Below are 15,969 nucleotides of genomic sequence, written 5' to 3'. Positions count from 1 at the left end.
GGGTATCAACCTCAGCCAATTTGCGCTAGCGTACCTGCCGTCGTCAAAGAGGTTCATCGGTCATGGCAAAAGAGATCGAGCGGAAATTCCTGGTACGCAGCGATGGCTGGCGCTCGGGCGCCAAGGCCAAGTCTGTCCTCAGACAGGGCTACATCGCGTCCATGGATGATCGCTCGGTGCGGGTGCGCATCATCGACAGGAAGAGCGCCCGGCTGACCACCAAGATCGGCCGCAGCAAGATGACCCGCGACGAATTCGAATACGAGATCCCGGTCAGCGACGCCGAAGAACTGCTCGATGCGGCGATCGGCATCGTCATCGAAAAGACCCGCTACCGCGTGCCCTATGAGGGCTACGTCTGGGAGGTCGACGTTTTCACCGGCCAGCATCGCGGCCTCGTCATCGCCGAGGTCGAGATGGGGTCGGAAGCCGAACGGCCGGCGCTTCCCGCCTGGCTCGGCCGCGAGGTCACCGGCGACTTCAGATACTCAAATCAGGCATTGGCAACCGAATTTGAGCACGACCGGCATGCCCTTCAGCATACGGCCTGACCGGTCCTTCAAATCACAGTTCCGCAAGCTCGCCCGGCGCCAGTTGCGCCATGCGATCGACGTGCTCGAAACACGCCCCGAGGGCACCGACCACGCGATCCATGAAACACGCAAGCGGCTGAAGCGGGTGCGCTCGCTCTACCGCCTGGTCGCGAGTGCCGTGCCGAAGTTTTCCGCCCGCGAGAACATAAGGCTGCGCGGCATCGCGCGATCCTTGTCATCCCTGCGGGATGCGGCGGCCCTGGTCGAGACCGCCACCTATCTCCACGAGCGCGCCCGCGACAGCGACGAGGCCGAGGCGCTCGGCCGCATCGTCGTGGCGCTCACCGCCCGGCGCGACCGGCTGATCGCCGCAAGGCGGGATCCCGAAACGGTCGTCTCGGACACCATCGCGGCGCTGAAACGCGCGATCGCGGCACTCGACGACGTCAGCCTCAAGGGCGGGCACCGCAGGCATGGCCGGCTTCTGGCGCATGGGTGGGATACCACGGTACGCAAGGCGCGCAAGGCGCTGGCCGCCTGCGAAGGACATGTCTCGGCCGAGGCCTTTCATACGCTGCGCAAGCGCACGCAGGATTACCGCGCCTATCACAAGCTGCTCAATCCGCTCTGGCCGACCGCCATGAACGCCAAATACGAGGCGGCAAGCGCGCTGGTGGACATGCTCGGCCGCATCAACGATCTCGAACTCTTGTGCGAGCTGGTCGAGACCGAGCATCACCATTTCGAGAATGCCGACGACCTCGCGCATCTGCTCTACGCCATCATCTTCCACCAGCAGCAGGGCCGCCACGATGCGCTGGATCGCGCCGAGCGCATCTTTGGCGACGATGCGGATGACGAGGCGATGCGTATCGAGATGCTCTGGATCGCCTTCGGCGGCTGAATATCAGAGCCTTTCCTGGTTAGATTGAAGCATTCTGTTGGCTCAAACGGAGTCGGATGGTCGTCCGGCCGGCGCGCGTCGTAGCCAACGCATACGGCCAAGCCGGCCGAACGATCAGGCGGCCCGTTTCAGCCAACCCCCGCTGGCTTGCTTCGCAAACCGGCTGGGGCCGGGCATCTTTCCGCCAGGATCAAAGGCGATCGGCTCGACCGTACCCGGGGTATGCCCTTCGCCAATCGCCTTTGCCCTGACGAAAACCTGCTCCGGCAGAATGCTTCAAGCTAACCAGGAAAGGCTCTCGCCGCACCCGCGGGCGATTGCGCTTGAGCACCGAAAGCTGTATTTCCAGCCGCATGACCGACACATCGACCCATCAGGCGACGAGCCCTTTCCTCGTCGCGGCCCTTTATCATTTCGTTTCCGTGCCGCACTTCGAAAGCCTGCGCGCGCCGCTGCAGCAGCTGTGCGAGGATAATGGCGTCAAGGGCACGCTGCTGCTCGCCCATGAAGGCATCAACGGCACCATCGCCGGGCCGGATGCGGGCATTGCCGCGGTGCTGGCCCATCTGCACGCCATGCCGGAATTCGCCCGCCTCGAGCACAAGGAAAGCCGCGCGTCGAAAATGCCCTTCGTGCGCATGAAGGTGAAGCTGAAGAAAGAGATCGTGACGATGGGCGTCGACAACATCGACCCCAACAAGATCGTCGGCACCTATGTCGCGCCGAAGGATTGGAACGCGCTGATCTCCGATCCCGATACGATCGTCATCGACACCCGCAACGATTACGAGACGGCGATCGGCATCTTCAAGGGCGCCGTCGACCCGAACACCAAGACCTTCCGCGAATTTCCTGATTGGGTGAAGAACAATACCGGCCTGCACAACAAGCCGAAGATCGCCATGTACTGCACCGGCGGCATACGCTGCGAGAAGGCCACCGCCTTCATGAAGGAGCAGGGCTTCGACGAGGTCTACCACCTCAAGGGTGGCATCCTGAAATATCTGGAGGAAGTGCCGCAGGAAGAAAGCCTCTGGGAAGGCGCCTGCTTCGTCTTCGACGAGCGCGTTTCGGTCGAGCATGGCTTGAAGGAGGGCGGCCACAAGCTCTGCCATGCCTGCCGCAATCCGATCACCGCGAAGAGATCACCTCGGACAAGTACGAGGAAGGCGTGTCCTGCAGCCAGTGCTACGACAGCCGCACCGAGGAAGACCGGCTGCGCTTTCGCCAGCGCCAGCTGCAGGTCGCGCTCGCGAGGAAGCGCGGCCAGAAGCACATCGGCACCTGACAGGGTCGGCTTAGTTTCTGGGTAACGGCCCGATCAGGCGGCGTTGACGCGTCGCCCGCCGGCCTTTCGCGCACGCGCTTCCATCAGCCGCGCGGTGATGTCGTCGGCGGAGACCGGCTTGCTGAAGAAGAAGCCCTGCAGCGTATCGCAACCGAACTGCGAGGCGATATCGGCCTGCTCCGGCGTCTCGATGCCTTCGGCGGTGACGGGAATATCGAGCGAGCTGGCGAGCGCCACGGTCGCCTTCAGCATTTCGCGCTGGCTCTCGCTGTGCTCGATATCCATGATCAGCGAACGGTCGATCTTGATACGGTCGAAACCGAACTGCCGGAGATAGCCGATCGACGAAAAGCCCGAGCCGAAGTCGTCGAGCGCGATCTTGACGCCAAGCGTCTTCAGCTGCTCGATGGATTGGCGCGTCCGCTTCGGGTTCTGGATCATGTAACCCTCGGTCACCTCGAGCGTCACCCGTTTGGCCTCGATCTCCGTCTGCCGCAGCACGTAACGCACGTAATCGGTGAAGGCCGGATTGCGGAACTGGCCGGGCGAGACGTTGACGGCGATCTTCAGTTCCGGCCATTGCTTGGCCGTCTCGCAGGCCTTGCGCAGCACGAACAGTCCGAGCGCCTCGATCAACCCGCTGGTCTCGGCGACCGGAATGAACACATCGGGCGACACCGGCCCGTGACCGGGGCGGTTCCAGCGCACCAGGGCCTCGACGCCGACCATCTCGTTGCTGTCGGCGCCGATCAGCGGCTGGTAGGCAAGCGTCAGGTCCCCGCCCTCGATCGCCTGGCGCAGGTCGAGTTCCAGCGCGTTGCGTTCCTCGCGATCGGCATCCATGGCGGGATCGTAGAGCGTCATGCGGGCGCGGCCGGCTTCCTTGGCCTTGTACATGGCGAGATCGGCGCGCCGCACCAGCTCCTCGCGATCGACCTTGCCGCCGGGCGAAACCGCGATCCCGATGCTGGCACCGATGACGACCACCCGCCGACCGATTTCCAGCGGCTCGGCAAGGAAGTCGAGAATATGCTCGGAAAGCTGCAACGCCGCCGCATCGGCGCGCGGCGAGGCGAAGACGATGGCGAATTCGTCGCCGCCGATGCGGGCGAGCACGGCGCCCTCGGGGATCAGCACTTTCAGGCCCGCCGCCACCGCCCGGATCAGCTGATCGCCGGTGCCGTGGCCGTAGGAATCGTTGACCTCCTTGAAGCCGTCGAGGTCGAGGTAAAGAAGCTGGACATTGTCCTCGGTCTGCCGGGCCGATGCCACCATCGCATCGACGGAGACGCGCAGGCCGTCGCGGTTCAAGAGCCCGCTCAGCCGGTCGCGAAGCGCTTCCTCGCGGGCGACGATCTCCTCGCTCTTCAGCCGCCGCCCGGCAAGCCAGCCGATGATCAGCAGCACGACGAAGAACAGGCCGACGAGGCAGAGCGCCTGCACCACCTGCCGGCGCACGTCGGCGTAACCGACATCGCCGGGGGCGCGCGAGGTCCAGATCAGCTTGCCGAGCGACACGCCGAGCGTATCCTCGATCGGCACGGAATAGGCGGCGTCGCGATCGGCGGCGACCAGCTGCAGTCCGCCGATGACATAGGTCTTGCCGATCTCGCCGATCTTGGCGGCATCGAGATGGCGGATGAAGATGAGATAGCGCTTCTTGCCGGCGCCGGCGGCCGGCGCGCCGGACTTCTGCCGCACCAGCGCCACGCCGCCGACGGCGATGCCGGATTGCGTGCGGATGAAACCGGATGCCTCGGGGACATCCTGAGGCCCGGCGGCCTTCACCTTGTCGAACAGCGCCCACAGAGCCGGCGAGAAAAACTCCTCCAACGCGCCGTCCATCGGCTTGCCGTCGCGGTAGACCATGATCGGCGTCTTGTCCTCGTCGATGACGACAGCCATGTCGAACAGCGCGCTGTTGACGGACATCTCGCCATAGTTCGACACCGTCCAGTCCATGCCATCGGTGGCGTAGACATTGGTGGCGGCATCGTCCCATGCCGCGTAATCGTTGAGCGTGGCGCCGAGTTGCGAAACGAAATTGTGCAGCGCGCCGGAAATGGTCTCGCGCGAGCGCTCGTCATCCAGCACGTTGGACTTCTGCGCCACGTGACTGAGCGCGTTGAGCACCATCATCGTCACGACCGCGACGACGACGGCAAACGAAAACAGCACGCCCGCCACGGTGGTGTGGCGACCGGCACCCAGAATCGCGCTGCGTGTGCTGAAGATCGATGGCATGCATTCTCCCTGGCGGGAATACTGCCCACAAGCCTTCAAAAAACGGTTAAAACAACGCTTGAACGATTAAGCAAATCCTTATGGACAAGATCGCGCAAAACACCGAGAAAACATTTAAATTTCAAATACATAGACATATTAAGCCATGCTTGTGAAAACGTCCGCCGCGACTATGCGCGCCTAATTTTGCAAGCGCGTTCAAAATATCGCCGCCATGAACGGCTGAATCGCGAAGAGCCGGCTTACTTCCATGGCGCCGCTTGCGTCATCCCACGGGTCGCCACAACGAAAAAGCGGCCCGGCAGGACCGGACCGCTTCATCTCGGATCATGATAATTCAGGTCTTACCAGGACGGGATCAGCGCGCCCTTGAACTGTTCGTTGATGAACTTGCGGATGCTTTCGTCGTGGTAGGATTCGACCAGCGTCTTCGCCCACGGTGCGTCCTTGTCGGCGGTGCGAACGACGATCACGTTGGCGTAGGGCGACTTTTCACCTTCGATGGCGATGGCGTCGGTCTTCGGGTGCAGGCCGGCTTCCATGGCGTAGTTGGTGTTGATGACGGCGGCATCGACGTCATCGAGCGAACGCGGCAGCTGCGCGGCATCGATTTCGGCGAACTCGATCTTCTTCGGGTTGTCGATGATGTCGGCGACGGTGACCTTGATGCCGGCGTCTTCCTTGAACTTGATCAGGCCCTTCGAGGCGAGAACCAGCAGCGCGCGGCCGCCATTGGTCGGGTCGTTCGGGATGGCGACGGTAGCGCCTTCCTTCAGCTCGTCGAGGCTCTTCACCTTCTTGGAATAGACGCCCATCGGCGTGGTGATCGTCGTGCCGATGCTGACGAGATCGAACTTGCGGTCGGCGATCTGGTTGTCGAGATAGGGCTGGTGCTGGAACGAGTTGGCCTGGATGTCGCCATCGTTGAGCGCCTGGTTCGGCACGACATAGTCGGAGAACTCGACGATCTCGATGTTGAGACCCTTGGTCTTGGCGATCTCGGCGACCTTTTCCATGATCTGCGCGTGCTCGCCGGGCGTGACGCCGACCTTGATGTTTTCGGCGAATGCCGAGCCGGCCGCGAAGGCGGCGATCGCGGCTGCGATGATGAACTTCTTCATGGGTGTCTCCTGTGTTGAATTATGGTTTGTTATTAATGGATCAGTTTTTCCGGTTGCGCTTGTCGAAGCGCCGGGCAAGCCCGTCGCCGGCGCTTTGCACCACCTGCACCAGCACGATCAGCACCACGACGACGATCACCATCATCTCCGGGTTGAAGCGCTGGTAGCCGAAGCGGATGCCGAGGTCTCCAAGCCCGCCGCCGCCGACGGCGCCGACCATGGCGGAGTAGCCGATCAGGCTGACGATGGTCATGGTCAATGCCATCAGGATGCTCGGCCGCGCCTCGGGCAGCAGCACCTTGAGCACGATCTGGAACGGCGTGGCGCCCATGGCGCGGGCGGCCTCGATCAGCCCCTTGTCGATCTCGCGGATGGCGGATTCGACCAGGCGCGCGAAGAACGGGATGGTGGCGATGGTGAGCGGCACGATCGCCGCCCAGGTGCCGATCGACGTTCCCGTCAACAGGCGCGTCAGGGGCACGATTGCGACGACGAGGATGATGAACGGCGTCGAGCGCGCGGCGTTGACGATCAGCCCGAGCACGCGGTTGGTCTTCGGCGCCGGAAACAGCTCGCCCTTGCCCGAGGTGGCGAGGAACACGCCGATCGGCAATCCGATGATCGAGCCGACGATGCCGGCGACGAACACCATCTGCAGTGTCTGCATCAGCGCCTTGGAGAGGAGATTGAAGATCATATCAGGCGACATAACCGAGCACCTCCGTCTTGAGACCGGTTTCCGAATAGAAGCGATCGGCGCGGGCGATCACATCAGGATCGGCGGAATAGGACACGACGAGCGACCCGAAGGGCTCGCCCCCGATCTCCTCGATCGCGCCGGCAAGGATATTGACGTCGGAGCCGAGCTCGGCGACCAGCCGCCCGGTCAAGGGCTTGAAGGCGGTCTCGCCGAAGAACACCAGCCGCACCAGCGCCCGGTCGCCCGCTGATGGCTGCGCCTTGATGCCCGAACGCAGCCATTCCGGCAGCTTCAGCGCCGAGGCGAGCAGCGTGCGCGTCGTCTGGTGCTTGGGATTCGTATAGACGTCGAAGGTCCGGCCGGCCTCGACGATGCGGCCGGCATCGATCACCGCCACATGACTGGCGATGGTCTTCACCACTTCCATCTCGTGGGTGATGAGAAGGACGGTGAGGCCGAGTTCGGCATTGATGCGCTTCAGGAGCTCGAGGATCGACTGCGTCGTCTCCGGATCGAGCGCCGAGGTCGCCTCGTCGGAGAGCAGCAGCTTCGGATCGGTCGCCAGAGCGCGGGCGATGCCGACGCGCTGTTTCTGGCCGCCTGACAGCTCCGAGGGATAGTTGCCCGCCTTGTCGCCGAGACCGACGAGATCGAGCAGCGGCCCGACCTTGGCGCGGATCGTCTTCTTGTCGACACCGGCGATCTCCAGCGGCAGCGCCACATTGTCGAAGGCGGTGCGCGAGGACAAGAGGTTGAAGTGCTGGAAGATCATGCCGACCTGCCGGCGCAGGCCGCGAAGCCCCTCTTCGCTGAGCGCGCCGACATCGACGCCATCGACGAGCACCTTGCCCGAAGTTGCCGTCTCCAGACCGTTGACCATGCGGATCAGCGTCGACTTTCCCGCGCCGGAGCGGCCGATGATGCCGGTGATGGCGCCGCGCGCCACGGTGAGGTCGACATTCTCGACCGCGGTGAACCCGCCCTCGCCATGAGGTCCATAGCGCTTGCCGGCGCGCTCGAAGGCCACCATCGGGATAGCTCCCGCGGTGCCCTCCGGGCCCTGCCCGGAATGGCCGCCCGACGCGCCTGGGGCAGCGTCTTGTTTGGCCTGATGTTGGAGTGTCATGTCATGCTCGCATGTGTTGGTCTTCAAAAACTGGCGGTTCTATAACCGCTATCGCACCGATTAGCCAATCGGGCGGCACATTCGAAGACAATCACGGATGCGGGACATGGATGCGGCTTTCGTGGCGGGCGTTTGGGAAAGGCGCTTTGCCTTTCCTGTTGCTGCCACTTATGCCGTCATCGGTTGAAACCGGACAGGGATGTTTTTTTATTTGTGCGGTGCAGCAGGAAATAATCTACCTGCCGTATAGACAATTCGGGCGAATACGATCACGCGCTCTTGTGATTACCCTTGGGAAACTGCGCGGCGAGCTCCGAATACCACTTGCCGCTCTTCTTCACCGTGCGGACCTGGGTGTCGTAATCGACATGGACGAGGCCGAAGCGCATGCGGTAGCCCTCCGCCCACTCGAAATTGTCCATCAGGCTCCAGGCGAAATAGCCGCGCATCGGATAGCCGTCCTTGATGAGGTCGGCGACGACATCGAGATGCTGCATATAGTAATCGAGCCGCATCGTGTCCTCGACCGCGCCCGCGTCTATGCCGGTATTGTCGCAGGCGCCGTTCTCGGTGATGTAGCACTCCGGCAGGTCGTAGCGGCGGTAGAGATCCTCCACCACATGCTTCAGCGCCGGCGCATAGACCTCCCAGCCGATATCGGTCTTGATGTCGCTGACGCGGGGCGCCTCGACCGTCCAGGGGAAATCGCCGGTCTTATTCGGATCGTCGGCGACGCGCAGCGGCGTGTAATAATTGAGCCCCCACCAGTCGAGCTTCTGGCTGATGATCGAAAGATCGCCCTCCTCGACCACGGGCATGCGATCGCCGAGCGCCTCCAGGAACTCCCTGGGATATTCGCCCTTGAAGACGGGATCGAAGAAGGCGCCGTTGTGGAACTGGTGCGCCCGCTCGTCGGCGGCCCGGTCGGCGGCGCTCTCGGACCCCGGGATAACCGACATGGCGTTGAGCACCAGGCCGACAGGCACGTTGGGCGCTTGCGAGCGGATCGCCTCGACGCCGAGGCCATGGGCGAGGTTCATATGGTGCATGGCGTGTAGTGCCGCCTGCATGTTGCGCTCGCCCGGCGCATGGATGCCGTAGAGATGGCTCAGCCAGACGATGCACCACGGCTCGTTGAAGGTCGCGACGCTATCCAGACGATCGCCGAGGCGCGCCATCACCGTCTTGGCGTAGCGCTGATAGGCATAGGCCGTAGACCGCGCCGTCCAGCCGCCGTCGCCGGCAAGCAATAGCGGCAGGTCCCAGTGGTAGAGCGTCGCGAAGGTCTTGATGCCCCGTGCCTTGCAGCCGTCGACGAGGCGATCGTAGAAATCGAGCCCCTTCTCGTTCACCGGCCCGGTACCATCTGGAATGATGCGCGGCCAGGCGATCGAGAAGCGGTAGGCCTCGACACCGAGCGACTGGATCAGATCGAGATCCTCGTCGAGGCGGTTGTAATGATCGCAGGCGACGTCGCCATTGTCGCGATTGAAGACCCGACCCGGCATGTTGCAAAAGGCATCCCAGATCGACGGCTTGCGCCCATCGGCCTTCGAAGCGCCCTCGATCTGGAAGGCGGCCGTCGCCACGCCAAAGGTGAAATCGCCGGGAAAGCGGGCGGCCAGGGCCTTGGCATCAATCTTCGCGGCGGTCTTCGCATCAATCGTCAAACTGAAATCCTCCAAACTCGGCCGGCGGCTGCGTCGCGCTTCCGGCTGCTTTCTACTCTACGTATAGGTTTGAAATGTCAAATCTGTAACGTTACAGCTGAATACGACCGCGCACCCTCAAAGGACATCCTCGCCCGATGGCAGCAACAATTGCCGCGTGACCCCGATCCGCTCGAGAAACACCGCATCGTGGCTGACGACGAGAAGCGCCCCGTCATAGGCGGCAAGGCCCGCCTCCACGGCGGCGATGGAATCGATATCGAGATGGTTGGTCGGCTCGTCGAGCACAAGCAGCGGCGGCGGCTCGGCGCCTCCGAGCACGCAAGCCAAGCCGGCGCGCAGCAACTGCCCGCCGCTCAGCGTCGAAACCTGCTGAAGGGCGGCATCGGCCCGGAACATGAACCGCGCCAGCGCCGCGCGGCAGGCATTCTCGTTCGCACCGGGATTGAGCCTGCGGAAATTCTCGGCGATCGACAGCGACCGGTCGAGCAGGCTGACGCTCTGGTCGAAGACCGCAAGGTCCACGGGAACCGCGACCGTTCCCGCCCATGGCGCGATCCGCCCGGTGACGAGCGACAACAGCGTCGTCTTGCCCGAACCGTTCGGCCCCTCGACCGCCACCCGCTCCGGCCCTGTGATCGCAAAGGAGAGATCGGTGATCACGGGCCGATCCGCCTCATATCCGGCCGTCACACCATCGAGCCGCAGCACCACCCGCGACGCGGGCAGATGTGTCGACGCCAGCTTCGCGGAAAACGGCTGCAGGATCTCGATGCGCTCGCGCGCCGCGCTGGCATCCTCCATCGCCTCCTCGCGCCGCTTCTCGCCGAGCCGGACCTTGTCTCCTTTCGTGTTCTCCGCCGCCCGCTTCAGGCCGCCGGCGACGATACGGGGCATATCGCCCCGCGCCGCCTTCCTGGCGCCGATTTTGTCGCTGCGCGCCTGCCGCTCGGCCGAAAGCTGCGCGCCGCGGGCGACATCCGCCACCCGCTTTTCGGCATCCGCGAGGTCGTGTTCGGCCGCCGCAAGCTCGACCGCCTTGCGTGCCTGAAACGCGCTCCAATTGCCGCCATAGCGCTTGGCGCCGAGCGTCGTCATCTCGACGATCGCATCCATCCGTTCGAGAAGCGCGCGATCGTGGCTGACGACAAGCGCCCCGCCCCGCCAGCTCTGAAGCAGTGCGATCACCGCATCGCGGCCATCGCGATCGAGATTGTTCGTCGGCTCATCGAGGATGAGGAAATCCGGTTCGCCGAAGATCAGCGCCGCCAGCCCGACGCGGGTGCGCTGACCGCCCGAGAGCGAGGTGAGCGGCGTATCGGGGTCCGCCGCAAACCCCATACGATCAAGCGCATCGGCAAGCCGGGCTTCGAGCGTCCAGTCGGCGGCGGCAACCTCATCGGCCGACGCCTCGCCGAGAACCGCGCGCGCGACGACATCGAGGGCCGCGCGGACACCGAAGAGATCGGCCACCGTCTGTTCTGAATCGACCTGCACCGCCTGGCGCAGCACACCGAGCCGCCCGCTGACGGCAACGCTGCCGGATTGCGGAGCGAGTTCACCCGTGATCAGCCTCAAAAGCGTCGTCTTGCCGACACCATTGCGGCCGACCAGCCCGGCGCGTTCGGCCCCGAAGCTCAGATCGAGATTGGAAAAAAGCGGCCGCCCGTCAGGCGTGGACCACGAGAGATTGGAAAGGGTAATGGATGGCATGGACATGGGTTTCCCGGATGGCAAGGCAAAGCGGCATTGCGATCGGGTTGAAATCCATGGTGCACCGTCCTGTTGGTATTGCGGATGGTTGTAATCTAGACAGGCGGTGGGGTGAAATCAAGGCGGGCGGGTGCAAAGGCCCCGCTACCCTCATAACAAGGCCCCTCCCAAGTCCATAACAAGTCCCCTCCCCAACCCCCTCCCCACAAGAGGGAGGGGCTAAGTCGCGGCACCCTCTGCGCCACGTCATGCCATCAGCGGCTGTTGAGAGGCCTCGGTTTGGCGGCGAGCGTGCCCCCAGCAAGCCCCTCCCCCCTGTGGGGAGGGGGTTAGGGAGGGGTCTTTCTGCGGGCTGTGGCACCCTCCGCGCCCCCCCTCATATCAGCAGCGGCTGTTGAGAGGCTCCGGTTCGGCGAAGAGCGTGCCCCAGCAAGCCCCTCCCCCTTGTGGGAGGGGTTGGGGAGGGGTCTTTGGGCAGGATGCGGAGGGGACTTTTCCACCAAGACAATAACGCACCCCGCCTTGCAATGCCCCCATTTCCACGAAACAACTTGCCCATGAGCATCCCCAAGACCCACCCCTTCCCCTTCGACCCCACCTACGGCATGACGCTCGACACGCTGCGCGCCATCGCTCCGCCCGAAGCCCCACCGGGCTTCGACGCCTTCTGGCGGAAGCGCTACGAACGGGCGATCGCCACCGATCCGCGGCCGCGCGTGCAAAGGAGCGCGCTGACCCATCCCGCCTGGCACATTCTCGACATCACCTATGTCTCGACCGGTGATATCGCGATCGGTGGCTGGCTGCTGTTGCCGCGCGAGGGGACGGTCAGGCGCGGCGTCATCGTCGGCCACGGCTATGGCGGCCGCGAGTCGCCGGATTTCGACCAGCCGGTGGAAGAGACGGCGCTGCTCTTTCCCTGCTTTCGCGGCATGTCGCAAAGCCGGCACCCCTCTATTCCGCCGGATGCGCCGGGCCATGTGCTCCACGGCATCGACAGGCCCGACGACTATGTCATCGGCGGCTGCGTCGAGGATCTCTGGCTTGGCGTCTCGACGCTGCTTGCGCTCTATCCCTGGCTGGATGGCCATATCGGCTATGTCGGCGCCAGCTTCGGCGGCGGCATCGGCGCGCTCGGCATTCCCTTCGATCCGCGAATAGCGAGGGGCCATCTCGTCGTGCCGACGTTCGGCGACCGCGCCAGCTGGCTGACGCTTCCGACCGTCGGCAGCGCCGATTCCGCCCAGGCTTACGCGAAAACACATGAAGGCGTGCTCGATCACCTGCGCCTCTTCGACGCCGCGACCGCCGCCGCCCGCATCACCGTGCCGATGCTGGTCGCCCCCGCCCGCTTCGACCCCGCCGTCGCCCCGCCCTGCCAGTTCGCCGTCGCCAATGCCGTGCCGACATCCAGGGACAACGAAAACTTCGTGCTCGACGCCGGCCATTTCGACTATCCCGGCATGCTGGAGCAGAACTACGCATTGCGCGAAAAGCTGCGGCGTTTCCTGCAGGCGTTGTAACGAGACGTCCCGCCCGTCGATAACGCCGATGTCAAAACTCGTGAATTGTTATTGTTCGGGTCGTGGCTAAAGGCTTCGAACAGTGTCCCCCTGATGAAAGGTCAGCCATGTTCGCTTCGATCCACGCCCTGCAGCCGGCCTTGCTGAGCCTGCTGCGCATCGTTTCCTCGCTCGTGCTCTTCAGCTACGGCACACAGAAGATCCTGTATTTCCCGGCCGCCGAGCGCGTACCCGACGTCGGCTCGCTGCCGTGGATCGCCGGCGTGTTCGAGCTGGTCCTCGGCTTTCTCGTGCTGATCGGCTTTCAGACCCGCATCGCCGCCTTCGTTCTCTCCGGCGTCATGGCCTTCGCCTATTTCATCGGCCATGCCTCGAAGAGCTTCTACCCCGCCCAGAACGGCGGCGTCGCCGCCATCCTCTTCTGCTTCATCTTCCTCTACATCTTCGCCGCTGGCGCCGGTCCTTACAGCCTCGATGCGATGCTGAAGCGCAAGCAGGGCGTGGCTGCGGCCTGATTAAAAGTAGGTGACGGAGCAAGTAGCCCCCCTCACCCTACCCTCTCCCCGAGGGGAGAGGGGGAGCGAGCCGCTTGCCCCGAGTCTCTTCTCCCCCGCGGGGAGCAACCATGTCTCATCTTCTCACATATTTCGGCGTCCATTCGGTCTGTCGGGTGAGGATTGTGTTGGCGAGAATGACGAGTTTGCGGGCCACCGCGATGACCGCGCACAGGTGCTCCTTGCCGTTGCCGCGCAACCGCTTGTAGAAGGCCGCGAGATCCGGATTGTGCCGGCTGGCGGTGAAGGCGCACATGAAAAGGCTCTTGCGCAGCCGTTCGCGACCGCCCTGGATCCGGCGCCTGCCGCGATGCTTTCCGCTGTCGTCATCATAGGGTGCGACACCGGCAAGGGCGGCGACCTCGTTGCGGCCGGCATGGCCGAGTTCGGGCATGCGGATGACGAGGCACAGCGCGCTGCGCATTCCGATCCCCTTGATGGAGACCAGAAGGTCGAGCCGCCGCGCCAGATCGGGGTCGCCGCGAACCAGCTTTTCGAGCCGAAGCATATGCGCATTGCGACAGGTCTCGAGCCTGGCGATTTCGTGGGAGTGGCGGCGCTTGACGATCTCAGGCACGGCGGTCTCGGCGAATGTCTTCACCAGCGCGATCTGCTGTTCGATCTGCTCCAGATAGGTCAGTTCGGCCGAAAGCCGGTCGAAGCGGGCATCGGGCAGCGCCGGCAGCGTCTTCAGGCTGGCGGTGAAGACGGCAATCAGCGTGGCGTCCAGCCGGTCGTTCTTGGCCCGCTGCAGCCGGCTTCTGGCGAAGTACCGCAATTGCGCCGGCTGCAGGCGCGCCGCCGGGCGCTTCTTACCCCGCAGATGCAACATCAGCCGCCATTCGTAGCCACCGGAGGCTTCGAAGCCGACCCTTTTGGCATCATGCTCTTGAAGAAAGGCGTCGAGCCGCTTCAGGCCCGCCGCGTCGTAGGTGACCCGCAGCCGCGCGTCACCGGGATGGATGGCGATGCCGAGATGGCTTTTGCCGACATCGATTCCGGCACAGATCATGCTATCATCGGTCATCTTCGTCGTCCCTGTCTTGGATACGAACCCCAAGGTTCCTGCAACCACACGGGCCTGATGAAGAGCCGGTTGCGATCCTGCTCCCCACAGCCCCTGACGGCTGAGAAGGTGACGATCCGACAACCAGCTGCCGGGCGGGTGGCCACCCGCCCGGCAGAAACAACTATCTCATATTTTGATCATCCAAGAAGGTGCCGGCAGGTCAGGTGCAGCTTGCTGCACCGGGGATGAGGGGGCCACTCGCTCTGAGAGAACTTACACCTTGACCCAAGCCCCATTGCGCTTCGACGACGCCACGCAGGCATCCACGAAGGCGACGCCCTTCACGCCGTCGTCGACCGTCGGGTAGACCACGGCCTTGTCGACCGCCTTGCCCTTCTTGTGCGCGTTGATGGCGTGCGCGGCTTCCGTGTAGATGGTCGCAAACGCTTCGAGATAGCCTTCCGGGTGACCAGACGGGATGCGCGAGACGCGGGCGGCGGCCGGGCCGGAGCCGGCGCCGTTGCGGGTGATCAGGCGCTTCGGTTCGCCGAACGGCGTGAACCAGAGATAGTTCGGATCGGCCTGCACCCATTCCAGGCCACCCTTGGTGCCGTAGACGCGGACCTTCAGCCCGTTCTCGTGACCCGGCGCCACCTGGCTGCACCAGAGCATGCCCTTGGCCGGCTTTTCCGAGCCCTTGGCCTTGAAGCGCAGCATCACATGCGCGTTGTCGTCGAGACGGCGGCCTTCGACGAAGCTGTCGAGATCGGCCGCAAGGCTATCGAGCTCGAGGCCGGAGACGAAGGTGGCGAGGTTATAGGCATGCGTGCCGATATCGCCGGTGGAACCGCCAGCACCCGACTGCGCCGGGTCGGTGCGCCACACGGCCTGCTTGGCGCCCTGCTGCTCGACGGCCTCGGTCAGCCAGTCCTGCGGATATTCGGCCTGCACCAGGCGGATATCGCCGAGTTCGCCATTGGCGATCATCTCGCGCGCCTGGCGCACCATCGGATAGCCGGTGTAATTGTGCGTGAGGATGAACAACGCGCCGCTCTCGTCGGCGATTTTCTTCAGCTTCTTGGCATCGGCCAGGTTCGAGGTCAGCGGCTTGTCGCAGATGACGTGGATGCCGCGGCGCAGGAACTCCTTGGCGGCGTCGTAGTGCACGTGGTTCGGCGTCACGATTGACACCGCCTCGATGCCGTTCTTCAGCTTCGCCTCGCGGATCGCCATCTCGCGATAGCTGGAATAGGTGCGGGTCGGGTCGAGCCCGAGATCGGCGCCCGATGCCATCGCCTTTTCCGGCGTCGACGACAGCGCGCCCGCGATCAGCTCATACTGATCGTCGATGCGGGCAGCGATGCGGTGCACCGCCCCAATGAAAGCCCCGGCGCCACCGCCGACCATGCCGAGACGGATGCGCGGCTCGCGCGTGTGTTCCGTTGATGCTTCGATTGCCATGTGTTCCTCCAAATTTGTGCTTTGCGGAAAAGTCCCCCTCTGCCTGCCGGCATCTCCCCCACAAGGGGGGAGAGGACTCGCGGCGGCGCCTCACCTGAGCCCCTCCCCCTTGTGGGGGAGGGG

12 protein-coding genes and 1 pseudogene are annotated in these 15,969 nt (G+C 64.0%); 5 read left to right on the top strand and 8 right to left on the bottom strand.

Going from position 1 to position 15,969, the window contains the following annotated elements:
- Window positions 1-62: 62 nt before the first annotated feature.
- From P3R82_RS28205 to P3R82_RS28195, 3 genes and pseudogenes are all read left to right on the top strand, one after another.
- Complete coding sequence (locus P3R82_RS28205) at window positions 63-551, top strand: CYTH domain-containing protein (protein WP_283196151.1); 489 nt, start codon at window positions 63-65, stop codon at window positions 549-551.
- The gene (locus P3R82_RS28200) at window positions 529-1,437 is read left to right on the top strand and encodes a CHAD domain-containing protein (protein ID WP_283196150.1); all 909 of its coding nucleotides are present in this window, start codon (window positions 529-531) and stop codon (window positions 1,435-1,437) included. Before P3R82_RS28205 ends, P3R82_RS28200 begins: the two co-directional genes overlap by 23 nt.
- 353 nt (window positions 1,438-1,790) lie before the next feature.
- Window positions 1,791-2,725: pseudogene (locus P3R82_RS28195) on the top strand (rhodanese-related sulfurtransferase).
- A 33-nt stretch (window positions 2,726-2,758) separates the two neighbouring features.
- Here the strand turns inward: P3R82_RS28195 and P3R82_RS28190 are convergent.
- From P3R82_RS28190 to P3R82_RS28165, 6 genes are all read right to left on the bottom strand, one after another.
- Window positions 2,759-4,969 (bottom strand): EAL domain-containing protein, encoded by a 2,211-nt coding sequence (locus P3R82_RS28190; protein WP_283196149.1) that lies wholly within the window; start codon window positions 4,967-4,969, stop codon window positions 2,759-2,761.
- Between the two features lie 344 nt (window positions 4,970-5,313).
- Window positions 5,314-6,090: a MetQ/NlpA family ABC transporter substrate-binding protein gene (locus P3R82_RS28185; RefSeq protein ID WP_283196148.1), complete on the bottom strand. Its 777-nt coding sequence runs from the start codon at window positions 6,088-6,090 to the stop codon at window positions 5,314-5,316.
- Between the two features lie 40 nt (window positions 6,091-6,130).
- Entirely contained in the window at window positions 6,131-6,799 is a 669-nt protein-coding gene (locus tag P3R82_RS28180) for a methionine ABC transporter permease (protein WP_283196147.1), read from the bottom strand.
- A complete protein-coding gene (locus P3R82_RS28175; protein ID WP_283196440.1) occupies window positions 6,789-7,820 on the bottom strand; it encodes a methionine ABC transporter ATP-binding protein in 1,032 nt (343 codons plus the stop codon). Before P3R82_RS28175 ends, P3R82_RS28180 begins: the two co-directional genes overlap by 11 nt.
- Window positions 7,821-8,185: 365 nt before the next feature.
- Complete coding sequence (locus P3R82_RS28170) at window positions 8,186-9,586, bottom strand: GH1 family beta-glucosidase (protein ID WP_283196146.1); 1,401 nt, start codon at window positions 9,584-9,586, stop codon at window positions 8,186-8,188.
- 117 nt (window positions 9,587-9,703) lie between these two features.
- Window positions 9,704-11,299 carry an ABC-F family ATP-binding cassette domain-containing protein gene (locus P3R82_RS28165; protein ID WP_283196145.1) on the bottom strand — a complete coding sequence of 532 codons (1,596 nt, stop codon included), beginning with the start codon at window positions 11,297-11,299 and terminating at the stop codon, window positions 9,704-9,706.
- A gap of 557 nt (window positions 11,300-11,856) precedes the next feature.
- On the opposite strand from P3R82_RS28165, the gene P3R82_RS28160 reads away from it, so the two are divergent.
- The gene (locus tag P3R82_RS28160) at window positions 11,857-12,822 is read left to right on the top strand and encodes an acetylxylan esterase (RefSeq protein WP_283196144.1); all 966 of its coding nucleotides are present in this window, start codon (window positions 11,857-11,859) and stop codon (window positions 12,820-12,822) included.
- 107 nt (window positions 12,823-12,929) lie between these two features.
- Window positions 12,930-13,337, top strand: a complete 408-nt coding sequence (locus tag P3R82_RS28155; protein WP_283196143.1) for a DoxX family protein — start codon at window positions 12,930-12,932, stop codon at window positions 13,335-13,337.
- Between the two features lie 115 nt (window positions 13,338-13,452).
- Here the strand turns inward: P3R82_RS28155 and P3R82_RS28150 are convergent, their stop codons facing one another.
- Together P3R82_RS28150 and P3R82_RS28145 are read right to left on the bottom strand one after the other, a co-directional pair.
- Complete coding sequence (locus tag P3R82_RS28150) at window positions 13,453-14,403, bottom strand: IS110 family transposase (RefSeq protein WP_283196142.1); 951 nt, start codon at window positions 14,401-14,403, stop codon at window positions 13,453-13,455.
- Window positions 14,404-14,658: 255 nt separating this feature from the next.
- Entirely contained in the window at window positions 14,659-15,846 is a 1,188-nt protein-coding gene (locus tag P3R82_RS28145; protein ID WP_283196141.1) for a Gfo/Idh/MocA family oxidoreductase, read from the bottom strand.
- Window positions 15,847-15,969: the final 123 nt, after the last annotated feature.

Source organism: Rhizobium sp. AN80A (assembly GCF_030053015.1).
GTDB lineage: Bacteria > Pseudomonadota > Alphaproteobacteria > Rhizobiales > Rhizobiaceae > Rhizobium > Rhizobium metallidurans.
The sequence above is the reverse complement of the archived record's forward strand: the minus strand, read 5'-3'. Positions and strand labels throughout refer to the sequence as shown.